The sequence below is a fragment of the Nocardiopsis sp. B62 genome (genome assembly GCF_018070675.1).
GTDB classification, from domain to species: domain Bacteria; phylum Actinomycetota; class Actinomycetes; order Streptosporangiales; family Streptosporangiaceae; genus Nocardiopsis; species Nocardiopsis prasina.
Genome location: NZ_JAGPXK010000001.1, coordinates 1 through 16,964, shown reverse-complemented (window position 1 = coordinate 16,964; position 16,964 = coordinate 1). Strand labels below are relative to the sequence as shown.

The following is a 16,964-nucleotide window of genomic DNA, read 5'->3' as shown; positions in this document are numbered from 1 at the left end:
CCGGTACTTCGGAGACCCGTCGGATCATCCGCCAGGGGCATGCCCGGAGGGGGTGGCCGTACGTAGCATTGCGGCGACTCCGAGACACCGGGGCGCCACGTGCTCCGGTCAGCTCTCTCGGACGCGTCCCCGATCCCACGAGTGGAGACCCCCATGCCCCTTGCACGCGGTACGGCCCTGACCGCCCTGTCGGGACTGATGCTCACGACCGGAGCCGTCCCGGCCGGTGCGGTGCCCGCCCCGGAACCGGACTGGCGGCTCTGCTCGGAGGTGGCCGCCGGTTGGGACGAGGACGACGAACGCACGCTGTGCGGGACCGTGACCGTGCCCCTCGACCACGACGACCCCGGCGGTCGCACCATCGAGATCGCCCTGACCCGGGTGCCCGCCGCCGAGGACAACACCTACCCGGTGCTGTTCAACCCCGGAGGGCCGGGACATCAGGGCGTGACCATGCCCGGACGCATCCTCGACAGTGAGGCGCGCGAACTGGGGCTACGGCACGACCTCATCGGGTTCGATCCGCGCGGTATCGGTCACAGCGCGGCCCTGGAGTGCGAGGACGACTACGTCGCGCCCGATCCCTCGCCCGACCTGAGCGCGGAGGAGCGGGCGCGCGGAGTCGCCGAGGAGCACGCCCGGATCAACGCGGAGTGTCACGCCAACGACCCGGAGCTGGTCGACTCCCTGACCGTGGAGAACGTGGCCCGTGACATGGAACTGGTCCGCCAGGCACTGGGCGCGGAGACCATCGGCTACTACGGGGTCTCGTGGGGGTCCCTGCTCGGCGTGACCTACCGTTCCCTGTTCGACGACCGGGTGGAGGCCATGCTCCTGGACTCGGTGGTGTCCCCGGACACCAGCGTGTCCCGACTGGAGGAGGGCCAGGCGGAGGCGGGCGAGGAGGTCTTCCACCGGTTCACCGACTGGATGGCCGAGCACGACGACGTCTACGGTCTGGGTACGGAGGGCGGGCCGGTACGGACGCGGGTGCTGGATCTGCGTGACGAACTGGCGGAGGAGCCGCGCACCACACCCGACGGAACGGTGGTGGACGGCGACGCGGTGACGGCGCTGCTGTCCACACCGGAGCGCGAGTGGCCCGACAACGCGACCGCCCTGGTGGCCCTGCTGGACGGGGGCGTCCCCGAACTGGGGCAGCCCCACGCCGAGGGGTTCGGTTGGGACACCGAGACCGACGGCGGTACCTTCTTCGCCCAGATGGCGCTGCTGTGCAACGACTCCGAGAGCCCGCGTGACTTCGACCAGGTGTGGCAGCACCGGACCGAACGGGCCGAGCGTCTGCCCGCCATGGGCACCCTGGGCTTCTACGAGCACCTGTGCGTGGGCTGGCCCTCGGCGGGCCTGGCGCCGGAGCTGAGCCGGGGTGAGAGCCCGCTCCAGCTGGTGGGGCACACCCGCGAGATGGTCACTCCCCACCGTTGGGCCCTGGACATGAGTGAGGTCGTCGGCGGGCGGGTCCTGAGCGTGGAGGACGACGGCCACGGCACGCTGTCCAACCTGCCCTGCGCCGAGACGGCGGTGGAGTTCTTCGAGACCCGTGAGGCGGTCACGGAGACCTGCCCGGGTACGACTCCGCCCACTCCCCGGGGCTGAGCGAGCGGCCCCGTGTGCCCTCCCGTCACTCGGGAGGGCACACCACTTCGGGTCCGCCTGGTCGCGGTCAGCCGGGGTCGCGGTCAGCCGGGGTCGAGGTCGCCCAGCGCCCGTTCCCAGCGGCGGCGCCTGTCGTCGACGGGCAGTTCCCACCAGGGTGTGCCCCTCTCCCCCAGGCCCTCCTTGGCGCGCCCCACCTTCGCCCGAGCCTCCCTCTCCGCCTCCGCGTCACCCGCCCGCAGCGCGGAGGCCACCTCTCGGCGCGCGGCCATCAGGTGATCGACCAGGCGCTGGCGCACCGGCGCGGGGAGCTCCGGGTCACTGGCCCGCCACTTTCGTCCCCGGACCACGACATAGCGACCGTCTGGAGTGGGTTCGGCGTCCGACATGACCGGGAGCCTGCCCTGGTCCCGTCTCCGCCACACCGGTCGGCCCCGGCTGCGGGGCGGCGAGGCACCCGCGGCTTATGACGCAGTTCACTCTGGTTTACACTGGGTCTGAAAGTTAACGCATATTACGGTTGGAGGCGTCGGCGCCCTCGAACCCCCGGAGCTACCCATGATCGACGCCACCTCGTTCGGCACCGCCCTGACCACACTGGCGGTCATCGTGACGCTGGTGATCGCCTTCGGCCTGGCCATCCTGTCCGACATGGCCATGCGCCGACGTGAGGACCGCGCCGCCTCGGCCCGGCGCGCCACCGAGGACTGACACGACGCCGAGCCGAACCACGGGGCGCGCTGGAGGGGCGGCGCCCTTCCTGACCAGCCGCCCCTGGCGCCCGTGTGGACGGCTTCGACCCGTGCTGCGGTGTCGGGCACGGCCGCGCTCGCTCCCGTACTGCCGTGAGCGCGCGGCGAGACCGGGCCGCTCCCACGCTTGGGCGATCGCCGTGGAAGCCGGGATCTTCGCCCGCTCGACGCCCCCGGGCCCGTCGTGCCTGGCGACCGCGCTGTGAGCGCTCTCCGCCTCTCTCGATGGTCCGCACCCACTCCCCACGCCCCGTTATGGTGGCATTCGCCGCATGGTGCGGCACGGTGATCGGCGCCCGCTCCGCCCTCACGGATCCTGAGACGGAGCCCGTATGACCCATCCCCCATCCGTACCCGGGGCTGTCCCGGGGCGGAGGAGACTCTCCCCGTTGGCCAGGATCGGCCTGGGGTGCGGCGGCTGCGCGACCCTGGCCTTCCTCGGCTTCGTCGCGCTCATCGTCCTCGCGCTGATCCTGCCGCCGACGGCCGAGGAACCCGCGTCCGCTTCCCCCGCGGAGGAGACCGTCCTCGAACTGGTGGGGCTCGACCTGCCGGACGCCGAGGAACAGCTGGACGAGGCCGGTCTGGACCTCGACGACCTGGTTCTGGGAGCGCTCTCCGAGGACGCGCCGTGGACCCGCTCGGCGATGGTCGTGTGCGACCAGGAACTCACCGAGGACACCGCGGCGCTGACCGTGGTTCCCGAGGGGGTGGACTGCCCAGAGGACGACACCACCGAGGAGTGGCCCACGCTCCCCGACCTCACCGACGGGCAGGTCGGCGAGGCCCGGGAGTGGATCGAGGGCGCGGGCCTGGCCATGGTGGTCGGGAGCGCCTTCGGGGACGTGGACGCCCCGGAGGCGGCGGACGCCGACGGGCACACCGTCTGCGGACAGGAGCCCGAGGAGAAGAGCGCCACCGCGCCGTTCTCCGACACCCTCGAGGTGGAGCTCTTCGTGGTCTCCGCCGACCTCGACTGCCCCGGGGAGATCGGCGACCCCAGCCCCACGCCGGAACCGGAGCCCGAACCTGAGCCGGAGCCCGAACCCGCACCAGCTCCGGAGCCCGCACCGGCGCCCGCACCCGCACCCGCACCAGCGCCCGATCCGGAGCCCGCGCCGGAACCGGCCCCGGTCCAGGGCGTGCATCCCGGCGCTTTCTGCTCGCAGCACTGGCAGTTCGGCCGCACCAACAACGGCACGCTCATGCAGTGCACGACCACGGCGGAGGACTCGCGCTACCGCTGGCGCGCCGCCTGAGGACTGCGTGTGGGGTCAGGTGAGAGGCTTTCCCGCGTCAGCCTCTCACTTGGGCCCCACCCCGCTCCGGCGTGGCTAGGGTGACCACGCGTCCGACGCTCCTCGACGGTCGTGTCCGCCCCTGAAGCAGCCCCAAGGTTGGAGTCCCCGTGCGTTACGCAGGTCCGATCCCGCACCGTGTGGTCCGTCCCTTCAATCAGTGCGTGACGGCGCTGCGTGCCTCACCCCGCTGGGGCCGGCCGCTGCGCCGACACCTGACGGTGGTCACCTACACGGGGCGGCGGTCCGGGCGCGAGTTCTCCACCCCAGTGGCCTATCGGCTCAGCGGATCGACGGTGACCATCCCCGTCGCCATCCCCGAACGCAAGAAGTGGTGGCGCAACTTCACGGGTGAGGGCGGACCCCTGTCCCTGGAGTTGCCCGAAGGGGTGCGGTCCGGGCACGCGGTGGCCAGTACGAACCAGCGGGGCCGGGTCGCCGTCACCGTGCGTCTGGACGACTGAGCCGGGCTCAACCCACGGCGGTCAACCGAGTGAACAGGGCGGGGTCCACGTTGCCGCCCGAGACCACCGCGACCGTGGCCTCCGGCCGCCCCGGCACCGTCTCCACCTTTCCCGCCAGGACCGCCGCCGTGGCCAGGGCACCGCTGGGTTCGGCGACCAGCCGGGCCCCGTGGGCGAGGGCGGACACCGCTCCGGCGATCTCGTCCTCGGAGACGGTGACGATCTCGTCCAACCGGGCCGCCAGGTGCGCGAAGGTGCGTTCGGACAGGCCGACGCGCACCCCGTCGGCCATGGTCCGGTGGGTGCGCTCCGGTTCCCAGGCGACCAGACGTCCCTCGCGCAGACTCTCCGCGGCGTCGGCTGCCAACTCGGGTTCGACGCCCACCACGCGCACCCGGCGGGGGTGCACCGTCCAGGCCGCCGTGGTCACCCCGGACGCCAGCCCTCCCCCACCCACCGGCACCACGATGGTGGTGACCTCGGGTGACTGTTCCAGGATCTCCAGGCCCACGGTGCCCTGCCCGGCGATCACCCGGGGATCGTCGAAGGGCGGGACCAGCGCGAGGAGTTCACGGTCGCGGAGCTCGGTGGCGGCGGCCAGGCGTTCAGCGGGCGGCACCGTCACCACGCGCGCACCGTATCCGCGTATGCGGTCCACCTTGACCTGCGGGGAGCCCTCCGGCACCACGACGGTGCAGGGCACCCGCTGCCGGGCGGCCGCGAGGGCCAGCGCGAGACCGTGGTTGCCCGAGGAGTGCGTGACCACCCCGTGTGCACGCTGGACCGGGGTGAGCTGGGCGACGGCGTTGGTGGCGCCCCGCAGTTTGAAGGCGCCGGTGGGTTGCAGGCTCTCCGGTTTGAGGAGGAGGTCGGTCCCGTGCGGCCCCGCGGTGAGGGGTGTGCGCACCACGTGTCCCTCAACCCGGGCGGCGGCTGCGCGGACGTCGTCGGCGGTGACCAGTTCCATCCGGTGGATATGCCCGCGTCCACCACCCGCACACGGGATACTCGTTGTGATGCGTACTGAATACACCCCCGTCGCCCTGCCCGGCCGGGACTTCTACAAGCTGATGTCGTCCGTGGTCCTGCCGCGCCCGATCGCGTGGGTCTCCACCACCTCCGAGTCCGGTGTGGACAACCTCGCGCCGCACTCCTTCTTCACGATCTCCTGCACGGAACCGCCGATCGTGCAGTTCACCTCGGTGGGCCGCAAGGACTCCCTGCGCAACGCCGAGGCCACCGGGGAGTTCGTGGTCAACCTGGCCACCGAACCGCTCCAGGAGCAGATCAACGCGTCCGCGACGGACTACCCGCCGCACCTGAGCGAGTTCGACGAGCTGGGTATCGAGCGGGAGGCGAGCACCACGGTGCGGCCGCCCCGGGTGGCGGCGTCGCCGGTGGCGCTGGAGTGCTCCCTGCACTCGACCCTGCGCCTGGGTGACTCCACGGTGGTGTTCGGCCGGGTCCGGACCGTGGCCGTGGACGAGTCCGTCCTGGTGGACGGCCTCCCGGAGGTCACCCTGCTGCACCCGATGGCCCGGCTCGGGCGCAACGAGTGGTCCACCCTGGGTGAGGTGCGCGCCATCGACCGCATCCCCTACACACCCTGAACCACTGACCGCGCCGTCACCGAGCGCCCGACCGGCGAGGGAACGTCCGCGCCTCCGCCCGCGCCTGGGCCCCTCCTCTGGGAGAAGCGATCAGACGGTGAGATCGGCCTCGGGGGCGGGCAGGGTGGGCAGGAACGGAGCCACCCCGGCCGGGTCGCCGCCGGTCCAGTCCATGGCCGTGATCTGGCGGACGCTGCGCCGCCCGGTGACCGCCCGGGCCAGTTCGAAGGCGGTGCCGCTCAGGGTGAGGACCCCGCCCTCACCGAGCTCCCACTCCTGGCCGGTGTCGGTGGCGACCACTCGCAGGGCGGGACCCTCGGTGGGCCAGGCCTTCGCCAGTCCGCCGAGCGGGAAGTCCGCGAGCTGGTCGGCGTCCTCGGTCTGGGCCGCCAGTCCGAGGGCGCCCCGCAGATCGTTCTCGTGGTGCCACAGGTCGAGGGCGAGCAGACCGTAGCGCCTGCGCTTGTTGGTCCTCAGCAGCTCCAGCACGGCGGGGGCCTCCTTGCGCCACTGGGCGGCGACGGAGCCGATGTCCAGCTGGGCGCGGTCGGCGACCTGGCGCGCCGTGACCTCGTCACTGACCGGAGGCGTGACGTCGCCCCTCACCACGTCCGCGCCGAGCCCCGCCAGGTGGGCGTACACCTGCTGGACGGTCCAGTCCGGACAGGCGGGGACGACCCTGGCGAGCTGGTCCCGGTCAAGGGTGGCGGCCAGGTCGAGGAGTCGGTCCTGACAGTTCTGGTAGATGCGCGCGGAGTCCATCGGCCCAGGTTACCTAACACCGTTAGGGGCAAGAGGGCCGGTCCCGGAGATCGAGGCCCCGGGACCGGTTCCGACGTGTCACCGGTCAGGGCCGCTGACACTCCACGCCGGGCAGGATGTTGGCTCCCTCGAAGGTCGCGGTGAACCCGAAGGAGGTGGAGTCACCGGCGGCGAGCGTGCCGTTGTGTGCCACGTTGGAGGCCTCGAAGTGCGCGCCGTGGTTGACGAGCGAGGCGTTCCACACGTTGGTGATCTCCTGGCGGTTGGCGAACACCCAGTCCACCATCCACCCGGTCACGCCGTCCTCCCCCGCGGTGACCTCGACCTCCGCCTGGAAGCCGTCGCTCCACGCGTTGGTGACCCTGTACTCCGCCGTGCAGTAGTCCTGCGCGGGCGGGTTCGTGGGCTCGGGGTCGGGCGGGTTCGTGGGCTCGGGCGGGTTCGTGGGCTCGGGCTCCGTGGGGTCCGGACCCGGCCCCGGATCGGTCCCCGGGTCGTCGCCGAAGACGACGTCGGAGCAGTTGTAGAAGGCCTCGGGGCTGTCAGAGCGCTCCCAGACCGAGTAGACGAGGTGGCGCCCCTCGCGGTCGGGGAGGTCCACGTCCCAGTAGTACTCGGCGCCCGCCTCGCCTCCGCTGCGCAGCGGGGGGTCGACGACCTCGTCGATCAGTTCCAGGTCGTCCCAGGTCAGAGGCGAGTTGGGGTTCCAGTCGTCAACCGTGACGTAGGTGAAGAAGGTCCCCGGGTGGGGCGCCCACGCGTTGTGGTGGAACTCCACCGTGGTGTTCGGCTCCAACTGGGTGGACGGCCAGTCGGTGCGGGCCGCGTTGAAGGCGGCGAACTGCTCGGTCGGACCGCACAGCTCTCCGTCGGCCACGAACTCCCGGTGCTGGCCGGCGGAGTTGCCGATCAGGTTGCCGAACCAGTTCCAGAAGGCGTAGTCGCCGCCCTCGGCGAGGGCGTCGGCGCAGGCCGCGTTGACGGGCTGGAGGGCGCCCCCGGAACTGCCGCCGGTGGCGTCCTGGAAGCAGGCGTAGGTGCGTGAGGCGGGATAGGTGAAGGCCCCATGGGCCTCGGCCGGTTCGGGCGCGGCGACGACGGCGTAGCCGATGGCCAGGCCTCCGAGCGCCACCGCGGCGATGGTCTGACGTGACCGCATAGGTCACTCCTCGTGTGTGCGTTGGGGGAACCCGGCCGCGCGGTGTACGCGGCCGGGGGCTTTCACGTACGTGCGCGCGGGCCGGACTGCTCCGCGCCGTACACGGGAGCCCGGACCGAGGTCTGGGCGATGCCGTCGGGGCCGTGGAAGATCCGTTCACCCCAGGGCGTCAGGGAGTCGACGTCGAAGTCCTCGACCATGTCCAGGTAGGCGACCTCGTCGCTGTTGCCGCTCCAGGACCAGCCGATGTACCCCAGGCCGAGCCGTTCGGCGTGGCGCATGATGGCGTCCTCGTCCGGGTCGCCGTCACTGTGGTCGAATCCGAACTCACCGACGACGAGGGGCAGACCGCGGTCGGTGAAGTACTCCAGGTAGTCGACGATCACCGACTCCTGTTCGTACACGCCGTACATGTGGATGGAGAACACGGTGTTGGCGTGGGGGTCGGAGTCGAACACGCCCTGGGCGCCGTCGCGCATGGTGTGCGTCCAGTCCTGACCCCAGTTCGGGGCGTCGACGACCAGCGTGTGGTCGAAGCCCGCCGCGCGCAGGCGCTGGATCGCCTCCGAGGTGGCGGAGGCCCAGGAGGCGTTGGTCGCCTCGTCGTTGCCGAAGGGCTCGTTGGCGATGTTGACCAGGACGTGGTCCTCCTCGCCGGCGACCGCGTCCTGGATCCGCAGCCAGTAGTCGACTGCCTGGTCCAGCGTGGCGGCCTCGGGTTCCTCCCCGTAGCCGGTGGTGTCGTGCACCTCCAACATGCAGATCAGACGGTTCTCCTTGCAGTCGGCGACGATCGCGGCGACGTCGCCGACATCGTTCTCCTGCCAGCGGTCACCGCTGCTGAGGACCACGCGGACGGTGTTGGCGCCCAGCGAGCCGATGTCGGCCAGGGCTCCGGTCTGGTGGGTGTACCAGGCGTGCGGGTGGCTGACCCCGCGGATGACGAAGTCGTTGCCCGCGGCGTCGACGAGGCGACCGTCACTGACTCGGAAACCGGTGTCGGCGTGGGCGGGGATCGTGTGGGCGAACAGCGCGGCCAGGAGTGCGAGGACCGCGGTGAGGGCGAGTGTCAGGCGTTGCTTCACGAGGCCTCCGTTCGGGGAGGGGCCCTGCCGGGCGCCCGCCGCCGGGGGGTGTGCGGCGGGCGCCCGATCCGGGAGGGCCTCCTACTGGACGGGCGGGTACGCGTTGGCCAGCAGCTCCTGGAACTGCTCGGAGAACCAGTGGCCGGAGACGGGCGCGTCGGCCAGCGCGCCGCTCATGTTGTGGCCGTTGCGCGGGTTCCCCTCATAGGTGGGGTCGCACATCCGGTCGAACCCCTTGCCCTCGTCGTTGGGGATCTCCGTGCTGGAGCCGTCCGACTCACCCGGGGGCTTCATCCACACGTAGGCGTCGATCCCCGGTTCGGGGGCGGTGGTGGGCCGCTCGCCCAGCCCGGCACCGGACTGGTTGCACCAGTTCCCGGACTGGATACGGCGGTCGAAGCGGCCGCCGTCGACGTAGGCGTCGACGTCGGTGGTCGGACCGGCGCTGACCGGCCGGTCGGAACCGCCCCAGCCGTTGCGGGAGGTGTCGATGAGCATGCCGATGCCCGAGTCGAACCCCTGGGAGACCAGCTCGGCGCGCAGGGCCTGGGCGAAGGAGAGCTCGTCGACGTAGTTGTTCCAGTCCACCCAGGTGGACTGGCGCACCGAGGTGCCGTTGATGGTCTGCCCGACCGCGAAGTGCTCCTCCTTCAGAGCCGAGTAGTTGGCGGTGTTGGCGATGAAGCCGTGCACGTCGTCGGGGGTGGCCCCATTGGCGTTGGCGGCCTCGTGGAACAGGGCCGCGGAGGGCGCGAAGTTGTCCTCCCAGCCGATCCAGCCGTGGTGGCCGGCGTCCACGTAGTTGTAGACGTTGTCGATCGCCCCGAGCTGGGCCAGCGCGTAGCCGACGCCGTTGACGTAGTTGCCGTTGGCCAGCATGACGTCGCACTCGGGGGTGGAGGTGTCGCGCGGCGACACATTGGTAATCAGATTGGGCAGCGAGTCGATCTCGATCGTGGTGACGATCCGCAGGGAGGTGTCCTCGTAGTCGCGCAGGATGTCCGCGATCGGGTCGACGTACTCCGACTCGTAGCGGTCGATCTCGTCAGGTCCGAGTTCGCCGTTGGAGGCCAGGGCGGCGCAGTCGCGTCCCGGCAGGTTGTAGACGACCAGCTGGAAGACCAGCGGCTCTCCGGCCGCCTGCTCGACGGCCTCGTCGAGGTGGTCGCGCAGGCCCATGTCACCGGTGGTGGGGCTTTCGTTGCCCTCGATGGCGCTGATCCGGTCCATCCAGACGCCGGTGGGCTCGTTGGCGACGGCCTCGCCACCGGGTTCGGCCGCGGCGTTGGCGGACCAGATCGGGTTCACGTAGACGTCGGCCCCCACGTAGGGGTTGTCCACCCGTTCGCTGGGGCTGGGCCCGGGTCCCGGGTCGGGATCGGGGCCCGGTTCCGGGTCGGGCCCCGGGTCCACGCTGCCTTCGCAGAGGACGCCGTTGAGAGTGAAGTCCGTCGGTGCCGTGTTGCCGCCCGAGTAGTCGGCCTGGAACCCGAAGGACGCGGTCGCGTTCTGGGAGATCGTGCCGTTGAACCCGGCGTCGGAGACCGAGACGCTCGTGCCGGACTGGGTGTGGGTTCCGCCCCAGCTGTGGCTGATGCTCTGGTTCCCGTCGAAGGTCCAGTCCAGGGTCCAGCCGTTGACCGCGTTCCCGAGGTTGGTGATCTCGACGTCGGCGGTGAAGCCGGAGCCCCAGTCGCTGACCTGGTAGTCGACCGAACAGCCGGTGGCGGCGGTCGCGGGGGCGGAGGCGGTGAGTGCGGTGGTCACGCCCAGCAGCAGGGCGGAGGCCAGGGCGAGTGCGCGCCGTGGCCCGGTCGAGTGTTCGTGGGAGGGGGATCTGCTCATCTTCGTTTCCTCGCGTAGGGGGGGTGCCAAGGAGAGTGAGCTTGCGGAGGGCGTCGCACGAGGTCCCGGAGAGGCTGAGTGGGGGCGACGCGGTGCGCGGACTCGGCCGGGAGGGAACTCCCGCCGCCGGGTCGTGCACCTGTCGGTCGTGGTGCGGTCCGGACTGCGAGCGCGGGCCGTCACCCGGATTCGGGAGCGCTCCCATGCTTCGCTTTCCGGAAAGTTAACACCATTGAAAACTCGCTGCAATGGGTGACGGACAGAAAACTCTTCGGAGGTTTCGCCCGATCACGGAAGCCGCTGGTCCACCCGATCAGCCGGGCATGGTCCGGATCCCCGTCGGCCTACGGCGCCCCGTGGCCTCCGCCCGTGGCGTCCGCGGGACGCCCGCCCAGCTGCGCGGACACCCGTGCCGCCACGGCGGCGACCTCCGGGCCGAGCCTGCGCACCCGCGCTACAGGCAACTGGCTGACCAGCGAGGACACACTGATCGCCGCCACGGGGTCGCGGTTGTGGTCGAAGACCGGGGCGGCCACGCACCGCACCTCGGGTTCGTTCTCACGGTCGTCGATCGCGTATCCCCGCTCCCGCACCCTCCGCAACTCCTCGGCCAGGACCCGGGGGTCGGTGACCGTTCGCGTGGTGACGGCGGGCAGACCCCGCGCCACCACGTCGGCCACCAGGTCGTCCGGGCTGAACGCCAGGATCGCCCGCCCCACCGCCGTACGGTAGGCGGGCATCCGGGCACCGATCCGCGAGGCCATCCGCACCGTCGAGGCGTTCTCGACCTTGTCCACGTAGACGACGTCGTGCACGTCCAGCACAACCAGGTGGCAGGTGTGCCCGGTGTGGCGCATCAGGCCGCGCAGGTGCTCCGACGCGACCGAGCGCAGATCCATGTGGTCCAGGTAGGACTGCCACAGCAGCAACGCGGCCGTGCCCACGCGGAACCGGCCAGTGCGCGCGTCCCGGGTGAGCAGGCCGTACTCCACCAGCGGGACGGACAACCGCAGCACGGTGCTCTTGTTCACGCCCAGACCCTCGGCGAGTTCGGTCAGGGTGGTGCCGCCGCGCTCGGGCGGGGTGGAGCGGACCTGCTCCACCAGCGCCAGAGCGCGGCGCAGCGACGCCGAGGCGTTGCGGCGGGGTTCGGACTCCGAACTCACCCCTTGACCGCCCCGCCCAGTCCGTTGGCCAGCCGGTGCTGCACAAACAGGAAGAACACCAGGACCGGGAGCGTCATCAGGACCGAGCCCGCCATGATCCCGCCCCAGTCGTTCTCGTCCGGCTTGAACAGGGACAGCAGGGCGATGGGCAGGGTCTGGTTCTCCTGGGCGGAGATGATGAAGGTGCGGGCGAACAGGAAGTCGTTCCAGGTCATGATGAACGAGAAGATACTGCACGCCACCACGCCGGGGGCGACCAGTGGGAACAGCACCCGGGTGACGAAGGTCAGGCTGCCCGCGCCGTCCAGCCACGCCGCCTCCTCCAGCTCCTTCGGCACCGCCGCCACGAAGCTGCGCAGCATCCACACGGCCAGCGGGATGGCGAACGCCGTGTGTACGAGCATGAGCGAACCCAGCTGGTTCAGCCCGATCCCGGGAATGCTGTACCCCAGGGTGCGCATGAGGAAGAACAACGGGATGGTCAGCGCCTCCACCGGCACCATCTGCGCGGTCAGCACCATGATGAGCAGGGTGGTGCGCAGCCGGAAGCGGTAACGGGTGAGTGCCACGGCCGCCAGGAAGGCGCACAGGGTGGAGACGGTCACGACCACGACCGCCACCAGCACGCTGTTCAGCAGGTACTGTCCGAACCCGTCGATCAGCAGCACCCTGCGAAACGACTCCAGGGTGGGTTCGAGCGTGTAGGGGGCTGGGTCCCCGGCCTCCAGGGCCGCCCGGGGCTTGAGCGCCGAGAGCAGCATCCAGTACAGCGGCAGGGCGACGACCAGCGCCACCAGCAGCCCGGCGACGTCGTTCCTGAGTCTGCGGAGCGTCACAGTACCTCCCCTTGGCGGCGCAGGGCGCGCAGGTACACGAGGGTGATCAGCAGCAGGAGCAGGGTGGTGATCACGCCGATCGCCGATCCCAGGCCGTACTGGCCGGAGGCGAACGCCTTCTGGTACGCGTACACGTTGAGGACCAGGTTCTGTCCGGCGATCCCCCCGCCCCCGGTCATGATGTAGATCTGCGTGAAGATCTTGAAGTCCCAGATGATGGACTGGATGGTGACGATGGTGACGGCCGGGCGCAGCATCGGCAGCATCACCGACCACGCGATCCGGGACGTGGAGGCGCCGTCCAGCCGGGCGGCCTCCACCACCTCCTCGGGGATGGCCCTGATCCCGGCGTAGAGCGTGACCATGACGAACGGGAACGAGCACCAGACCACCTGGGCGCCGACCAAGGCGAAGGCGGACCACTTGTCGTAGGTCCACGAGTGTCCGGAGAAGTCACCGAACCCCAGCCAGGTCAGTGCCTGGTTCACCGGACCCAGGGTGGGGTCGAACAGGTGCAGCCACACGGCGCTGCCGGTGACGGCGGGGGTGGCCCAGGCGCCCAGCGCGGCGAGGAAGAGCACGGTGCGCACCCAGGGCGTCAGGCGTGTGGCCAGCACCGCGAGGGAACCGCCCACGGCGAGGGTGCCGAGCACACAGGCGGCGGCGAAACCGACGGTGTTGAGCAGCACCTCCCAGAACTGGGGGTCCGAGAGCAGCGTCCGGTAGTTGGCCCAGCCGACGAACTCCAGGGGTTCGGCGCCGGTGACCTGGGGCTGGCGGTAGTCGAAGAACGACACCAGGACCAGCTGGTAGAGCGGGTAGACCAACATGACGCCCAGTACCAGCGCGGCCGGTACCAGGTACATCCAGGGTTCGATCCGGCGGTTCCGGGAGCCCGGGGGCCGACCGGTGGGACGCCGTGGCCGGGAGGTCGTGGGGGCGGCGGTCGGGGGTCTGGCGTCCACGTGCGTCACTCTCCCCCGAAGGCGTCGTCGAGGGCGCGGGCGGCCTCGTCGGTGGCCTGGTCCACGGTGGTGTTCCCGGCGGCGACCCGCTGCACCATGGCGGGGAGGATGCCCTCGGCGTCCACCGTCGCCCAGGCTCCGGTGACCGGCACGAACCGGGTCCCGGCGTCGATGGTCTCGACGAACGGGGTGATCTCCTCGTCGGAGGCGGCCAGTTCCTCGCGCACGTCGGTGTAGGCGGGCAGGTTGCCCATGGCCTCGTACATCTTCAGCTGGTACTCCTTGCCCGCCAGGAGTTTGACGAACTCCACTGCGAGGGTGCGGCGCTCGGTCCCGGCCAGGACGCCGAGGTTGTTGCCCCCGGCGAAGGCGGGCGCGACGGTACCGGGTTCGGTTCCGGGAAGGGGGACGACGGCGGCGTTCTCGGCGACCTCGCTGTCGCGCAGGGCGTTGAGGTTGAAGTTGCCGCCGATGGTCATGGCCGCGTTTCCCGCGAGGAAGTTCTGCACGGAGGCGTCCCCGGTCATCTGCGAGCAGGTCTGGGGCGGGCAGACGTCCTCGGAGAGGATCCGCCCGTACAGCTCCAGCCCCCGCCTGGACTCGGCTGAGTCGATGGTGGCGGCGTAGCTGTCACCCCGGGGTTCGGCGATGTCACCGCCGTGCGCCCAGACGAACGGCATCATGGCGTAGGTGTAGGCGCCGCCCGCGGAGACCCCGAGCATGCCGGGGTGGTGTTCACGCGCGGCGCGGCCGGTCTCCACGACCTCCTCCAGGGTCTGCGGGACCTCCCGGTCCAGTTCCTCCAGCACGTCGGTGCGGTAGAAGAGGGCGCGGGCGCCGAGGAACCAGGGAACGCCGTAGGAGGAGCCGTCCACCCGTGCGGTGGCCGCGACGTCGTCGGCGATGTCCTCGTGCGGCGCCCAGTCGGCGAGGTCCTCGGTGAGGTCCACGAACCCGGCCGACTCCACGTACCCGGCCAGGTCCGTGTTGCCGTACTCGGCGACGTCGGGGGCGGAGGCGGGGTCGAGGAAGGCGCCCTGGAAGCGCTCGGCCCGGGTCTCCACGGGGATGTACTGGACCTGGACGTCGACTCCGTCGTGCGCGGCCTCGAACTCCGCGACGGCCGCGTCGACGACCCGTTCCTTCGGGGCCTGGTCGACCTCGGAGAACAGCCAGACGCGCAGGGTGCCGTCCGGCTCGTCCACTCCGGAGGCGGCCCCGGTGGTCTGCAGGGGCGCGCAGGCGGTGGTCAGGGCCGCGAGTCCGAGGAGCGCGCACAGGCGCGCGGGGGTAGTGAGTCGCATCGAAACTCCCCAGGTCGGAGGTAGGGAAAGCGGTGGCCGACCATTGGTGGGATGACTCTAGGGACGCACTCGGACCAGGCAGAAGGGCGCGGGGACAAAGTTGTGCCCTGCACAACGCGGGGTGCGCAGTGCAGGGCACGGGGACCCGGAGGCCACGGTGTGGGGCCGCGTTCAGCGCCCCAGACCGGACATCAGGTCAGCGAAGGGCGTGGGCTCGTCGTAGGGGTCGGTCGCCGTGGGCGCGGCGTCGGTGACGAGCAGGGCCAGCTGCCGGGCCGCCCGCGCGATGCGCTCGGACAGTTCCCGGCCGCCGCTCTCACCCGCACCCCAGTCCTCGGAGGCGGCGTAGACGCCCGTGGGCACCACCACCGAACGGGTGTAGGAGAACATCGGGCGCAGGGCGTGCTCCAACACCAACGAGTGGCGCGGGCTGCCCCCGGTGGCGGCCACCACGACCGGCTTGCCGTCCATCGCCTCGGTGTCGACGACGTCGAAGAAGGACTTGAACAGGCCGCTGTAGGAGGCGTTGAAGACCGGGGTCACCGCGATGATCCCGTCGGCCTCGGCCACGTCAGCCAGCACCCCGGGCAGGTCGCCCGTGGGGACGCGCGTGGTCATGGCGTTCATGATGTCGTGGGCCAGGTCCCGGAGTTCGACCACCCGGACCTCGACCTTCTCGTCGCGTTCGGTGAGGGCCTCCTCGGCGGCGGCGGTCAGCCGGTCGGCGAGCAGGCGGGTCGAGGAGGGGTTGCTGAGCCCGGCCGTGACGGTGACGAGCTTGCGGGTCATTCCTGGACCTCCGTGTTCGTGGTGGCGCGCTCCTTCGCGGCCAGGAGCGAGGCGTGGTTCGGGGCGTCGGGCACGTGGGCGGGCTTCCTGGCGGCGAACTCCCTGCGCAGCACCGGCACGACCTCCTCGCCGAGAAGGTCCAGCTGCTCCAGGACCGTCTTGAGCGGCAGTCCCGCGTGGTCCATCAGGAAGAGCTGGCGCTGGTAGTCACCGAACGACTCCCTGAACCCCAGAGTACGGTCGATGACCTCCTGCGGGCTGCCGACGGTGAGCGGCGTCTCGCGGGTGAACTCCTCCAGGGAGGGGCCGCCGCCGTAGACCGGCGCGTTGTCGAAGTAGGGCCGGAACTCCTTCACCGCGTCCTGGGAGTTCCTGCGCATGAACACCTGGCCGCCGAGCCCGACGATGGCCTGCTCGGCCCTGCCGTGGCCGTAGTGCTCGAAGCGGCGACGGTACAGGGAGATGAGCTTCTTGGTGTGGGTGGCGGGCCAGAAGATGTTGTTGTGGAAGAAGCCGTCACCGTAGTAGGCGGCCTGTTCCGCGATCTCCGGGCTGCGGATGGAGCCGTGCCAGACGAACGGCGGCACCTCGTCCAGCGGGCGCGGCGTGGAGGTGAAGCCCTGGAGCGGCGTGCGGAACTTGCCCTCCCAGTTGACGACGTCCTCGCGCCAGAGACGGTGCAGGAGGTTGTAGTTCTCCAGCGCCAACGGGATGCCCTGGCGGATGTCCTGTCCGAACCAGGGGTAGACCGGCCCGGTGTTGCCCCGGCCCATCATCAGGTCCACGCGACCCTCGGCCAGGTGCTGGAGCATCGCGAAGTCCTCCGCGATCTTGACCGGGTCGTTGGTCGTGATGAGGGTGGTGGAGGTGGACAGGATGATCTTCTCGGTCTTCGCCGCGACGTAACCGAGCATGGTCGTGGGCGAGGAGGCCACGAACGGCGGGTTGTGGTGCTCACCGGTGGCGAAGACGTCCAGCCCCACCTCCTCGGCCTTCAGGGCGATCCGCACCATCGCGTTGATCCGCTCGCCCTCGGTCGGCGTACGTCCCGTGGTGGGGTCGGTCGTCACGTCGCTGACCGAGAAGATTCCGAACTGCATGGCCGTTCCCCGATCCAAATAGCTTCCTAGGAAAATGCTTTCGATGAAACTATCATGCGGAACCCCACCCGGAAGCCAGGTATTCCCGCGCCCGCGGACCGCGCGCACGCAGAGCCCGCCCCACCAGGAACGCCTACCGAGGAGCCACTATGCCCCGAAGTGCACCGAACTGGGGGAACCGATGCCGGTGGGAGTGCGAAGGGGGCTGGGGG

At 70.7% G+C, this 16,964-nt stretch carries 17 protein-coding genes; 5 read left to right on the top strand and 12 right to left on the bottom strand.

Annotated elements, in window-relative coordinates; translation table 11 throughout:
- Window positions 1-153 precede the first annotated feature (153 nt).
- Window positions 154-1,617, top strand: coding sequence for an alpha/beta fold hydrolase (locus KBX21_RS00085; protein WP_210840590.1), 1,464 nt, complete (start codon window positions 154-156; stop codon window positions 1,615-1,617).
- 83 nt (window positions 1,618-1,700) lie between these two features.
- On the opposite strand, the gene KBX21_RS00080 is transcribed toward KBX21_RS00085, so the two are convergent.
- A complete protein-coding gene (locus KBX21_RS00080) occupies window positions 1,701-2,006 on the bottom strand; it encodes a hypothetical protein (RefSeq protein WP_049568890.1) in 306 nt (101 codons plus the stop codon).
- 169 nt (window positions 2,007-2,175) lie between these two features.
- Here KBX21_RS00080 and KBX21_RS00075 point away from each other — a divergent pair, with 169 nt between their 5' ends.
- The 3 genes from KBX21_RS00075 (at window position 2,176) to KBX21_RS00065 (ending at window position 4,131) form a co-directional block, all read left to right on the top strand.
- Window positions 2,176-2,328: a hypothetical protein gene (locus KBX21_RS00075; protein ID WP_210840589.1), complete on the top strand. Its 153-nt coding sequence runs from the start codon at window positions 2,176-2,178 to the stop codon at window positions 2,326-2,328.
- A 430-nt stretch (window positions 2,329-2,758) separates the two neighbouring features.
- Window positions 2,759-3,628, top strand: a complete 870-nt coding sequence (locus tag KBX21_RS00070; protein WP_307869115.1) for a serine/threonine kinase — start codon at window positions 2,759-2,761, stop codon at window positions 3,626-3,628.
- 203 nt (window positions 3,629-3,831) lie between these two features.
- Entirely contained in the window at window positions 3,832-4,131 is a 300-nt protein-coding gene (locus tag KBX21_RS00065; protein ID WP_234003854.1) for a hypothetical protein, read from the top strand.
- 7 nt (window positions 4,132-4,138) lie between these two features.
- On the opposite strand, the gene KBX21_RS00060 is transcribed toward KBX21_RS00065, so the two are convergent.
- Window positions 4,139-5,098 carry a threonine/serine dehydratase gene (locus tag KBX21_RS00060; RefSeq protein ID WP_049568895.1) on the bottom strand — a complete coding sequence of 320 codons (960 nt, stop codon included), beginning with the start codon at window positions 5,096-5,098 and terminating at the stop codon, window positions 4,139-4,141.
- Window positions 5,099-5,147: 49 nt separating this feature from the next.
- On the opposite strand from KBX21_RS00060, the gene KBX21_RS00055 reads away from it, so the two are divergent.
- Window positions 5,148-5,741 carry a flavin reductase family protein gene (locus KBX21_RS00055; RefSeq protein ID WP_049568898.1) on the top strand — a complete coding sequence of 198 codons (594 nt, stop codon included), beginning with the start codon at window positions 5,148-5,150 and terminating at the stop codon, window positions 5,739-5,741.
- 90 nt (window positions 5,742-5,831) lie between these two features.
- Here the strand turns inward: KBX21_RS00055 and KBX21_RS00050 are convergent, their stop codons facing one another.
- The 10 genes from KBX21_RS00050 to KBX21_RS00005 form a co-directional block, all read right to left on the bottom strand.
- Window positions 5,832-6,503, bottom strand: coding sequence for a maleylpyruvate isomerase family mycothiol-dependent enzyme (locus KBX21_RS00050; RefSeq protein ID WP_049568901.1), 672 nt, complete (start codon window positions 6,501-6,503; stop codon window positions 5,832-5,834).
- A gap of 85 nt (window positions 6,504-6,588) precedes the next feature.
- Window positions 6,589-7,662 (bottom strand): lytic polysaccharide monooxygenase, encoded by a 1,074-nt coding sequence (locus KBX21_RS00045; protein WP_210840588.1) that lies wholly within the window; start codon window positions 7,660-7,662, stop codon window positions 6,589-6,591.
- A gap of 62 nt (window positions 7,663-7,724) precedes the next feature.
- On the bottom strand, window positions 7,725-8,747 hold the full coding sequence (locus tag KBX21_RS00040) for a glycoside hydrolase family 5 protein (RefSeq protein ID WP_049568908.1): 1,023 nt from the start codon (window positions 8,745-8,747) through the stop codon (window positions 7,725-7,727).
- An 81-nt stretch (window positions 8,748-8,828) separates the two neighbouring features.
- Window positions 8,829-10,592 (bottom strand): glycoside hydrolase family 6 protein, encoded by a 1,764-nt coding sequence (locus KBX21_RS00035; RefSeq protein WP_049568912.1) that lies wholly within the window; start codon window positions 10,590-10,592, stop codon window positions 8,829-8,831.
- Window positions 10,593-10,936: 344 nt separating this feature from the next.
- On the bottom strand, window positions 10,937-11,758 hold the full coding sequence (locus tag KBX21_RS00030) for an IclR family transcriptional regulator (RefSeq protein ID WP_210840587.1): 822 nt from the start codon (window positions 11,756-11,758) through the stop codon (window positions 10,937-10,939).
- Complete coding sequence (locus KBX21_RS00025; RefSeq protein ID WP_017543575.1) at window positions 11,755-12,594, bottom strand: carbohydrate ABC transporter permease; 840 nt, start codon at window positions 12,592-12,594, stop codon at window positions 11,755-11,757. Before KBX21_RS00025 ends, KBX21_RS00030 begins: the two co-directional genes overlap by 4 nt.
- Entirely contained in the window at window positions 12,591-13,460 is an 870-nt protein-coding gene (locus KBX21_RS00020; RefSeq protein WP_017543576.1) for a carbohydrate ABC transporter permease, read from the bottom strand. Before KBX21_RS00020 ends, KBX21_RS00025 begins: the two co-directional genes overlap by 4 nt.
- 104 nt (window positions 13,461-13,564) lie before the next feature.
- Window positions 13,565-14,863: an extracellular solute-binding protein gene (locus KBX21_RS00015; RefSeq protein WP_049568920.1), complete on the bottom strand. Its 1,299-nt coding sequence runs from the start codon at window positions 14,861-14,863 to the stop codon at window positions 13,565-13,567.
- A gap of 171 nt (window positions 14,864-15,034) precedes the next feature.
- Window positions 15,035-15,652: an FMN reductase gene (locus KBX21_RS00010; RefSeq protein ID WP_210840585.1), complete on the bottom strand. Its 618-nt coding sequence runs from the start codon at window positions 15,650-15,652 to the stop codon at window positions 15,035-15,037.
- Complete coding sequence (locus KBX21_RS00005; RefSeq protein WP_210840584.1) at window positions 15,649-16,752, bottom strand: LLM class flavin-dependent oxidoreductase; 1,104 nt, start codon at window positions 16,750-16,752, stop codon at window positions 15,649-15,651. Before KBX21_RS00005 ends, KBX21_RS00010 begins: the two co-directional genes overlap by 4 nt.
- Window positions 16,753-16,964: the final 212 nt, after the last annotated feature.

What these genes read in the sequence shown, in the direction of transcription:
- KBX21_RS00050 (WP_049568901.1), bottom strand. Translation starts at nt 6,503, where the DNA reads ATGGACTCCGCGCGCATCTACCAGAACTGTCAGGACCGACTCCTCGAC.
- KBX21_RS00080 (WP_049568890.1), bottom strand. Translation starts at nt 2,006, where the DNA reads ATGTCGGACGCCGAACCCACTCCAGACGGTCGCTATGTCGTGGTCCGG.
- KBX21_RS00075 (WP_210840589.1), top strand. Translation starts at nt 2,176, where the DNA reads ATGATCGACGCCACCTCGTTCGGCACCGCCCTGACCACACTGGCGGTC.
- KBX21_RS00020 (WP_017543576.1), bottom strand. Translation starts at nt 13,460, where the DNA reads ATGTACCTGGTACCGGCCGCGCTGGTACTGGGCGTCATGTTGGTCTAC.
- KBX21_RS00060 (WP_049568895.1), bottom strand. Translation starts at nt 5,098, where the DNA reads ATGGAACTGGTCACCGCCGACGACGTCCGCGCAGCCGCCGCCCGGGTT.
- KBX21_RS00045 (WP_210840588.1), bottom strand. Translation starts at nt 7,662, where the DNA reads ATGCGGTCACGTCAGACCATCGCCGCGGTGGCGCTCGGAGGCCTGGCC.
- KBX21_RS00010 (WP_210840585.1), bottom strand. Translation starts at nt 15,652, where the DNA reads ATGACCCGCAAGCTCGTCACCGTCACGGCCGGGCTCAGCAACCCCTCC.
- KBX21_RS00085 (WP_210840590.1), top strand. Translation starts at nt 154, where the DNA reads ATGCCCCTTGCACGCGGTACGGCCCTGACCGCCCTGTCGGGACTGATG.
- KBX21_RS00015 (WP_049568920.1), bottom strand. Translation starts at nt 14,863, where the DNA reads ATGCGACTCACTACCCCCGCGCGCCTGTGCGCGCTCCTCGGACTCGCG.
- KBX21_RS00055 (WP_049568898.1), top strand. Translation starts at nt 5,148, where the DNA reads ATGCGTACTGAATACACCCCCGTCGCCCTGCCCGGCCGGGACTTCTAC.
- KBX21_RS00035 (WP_049568912.1), bottom strand. Translation starts at nt 10,592, where the DNA reads ATGAGCAGATCCCCCTCCCACGAACACTCGACCGGGCCACGGCGCGCA.
- KBX21_RS00005 (WP_210840584.1), bottom strand. Translation starts at nt 16,752, where the DNA reads ATGCAGTTCGGAATCTTCTCGGTCAGCGACGTGACGACCGACCCCACC.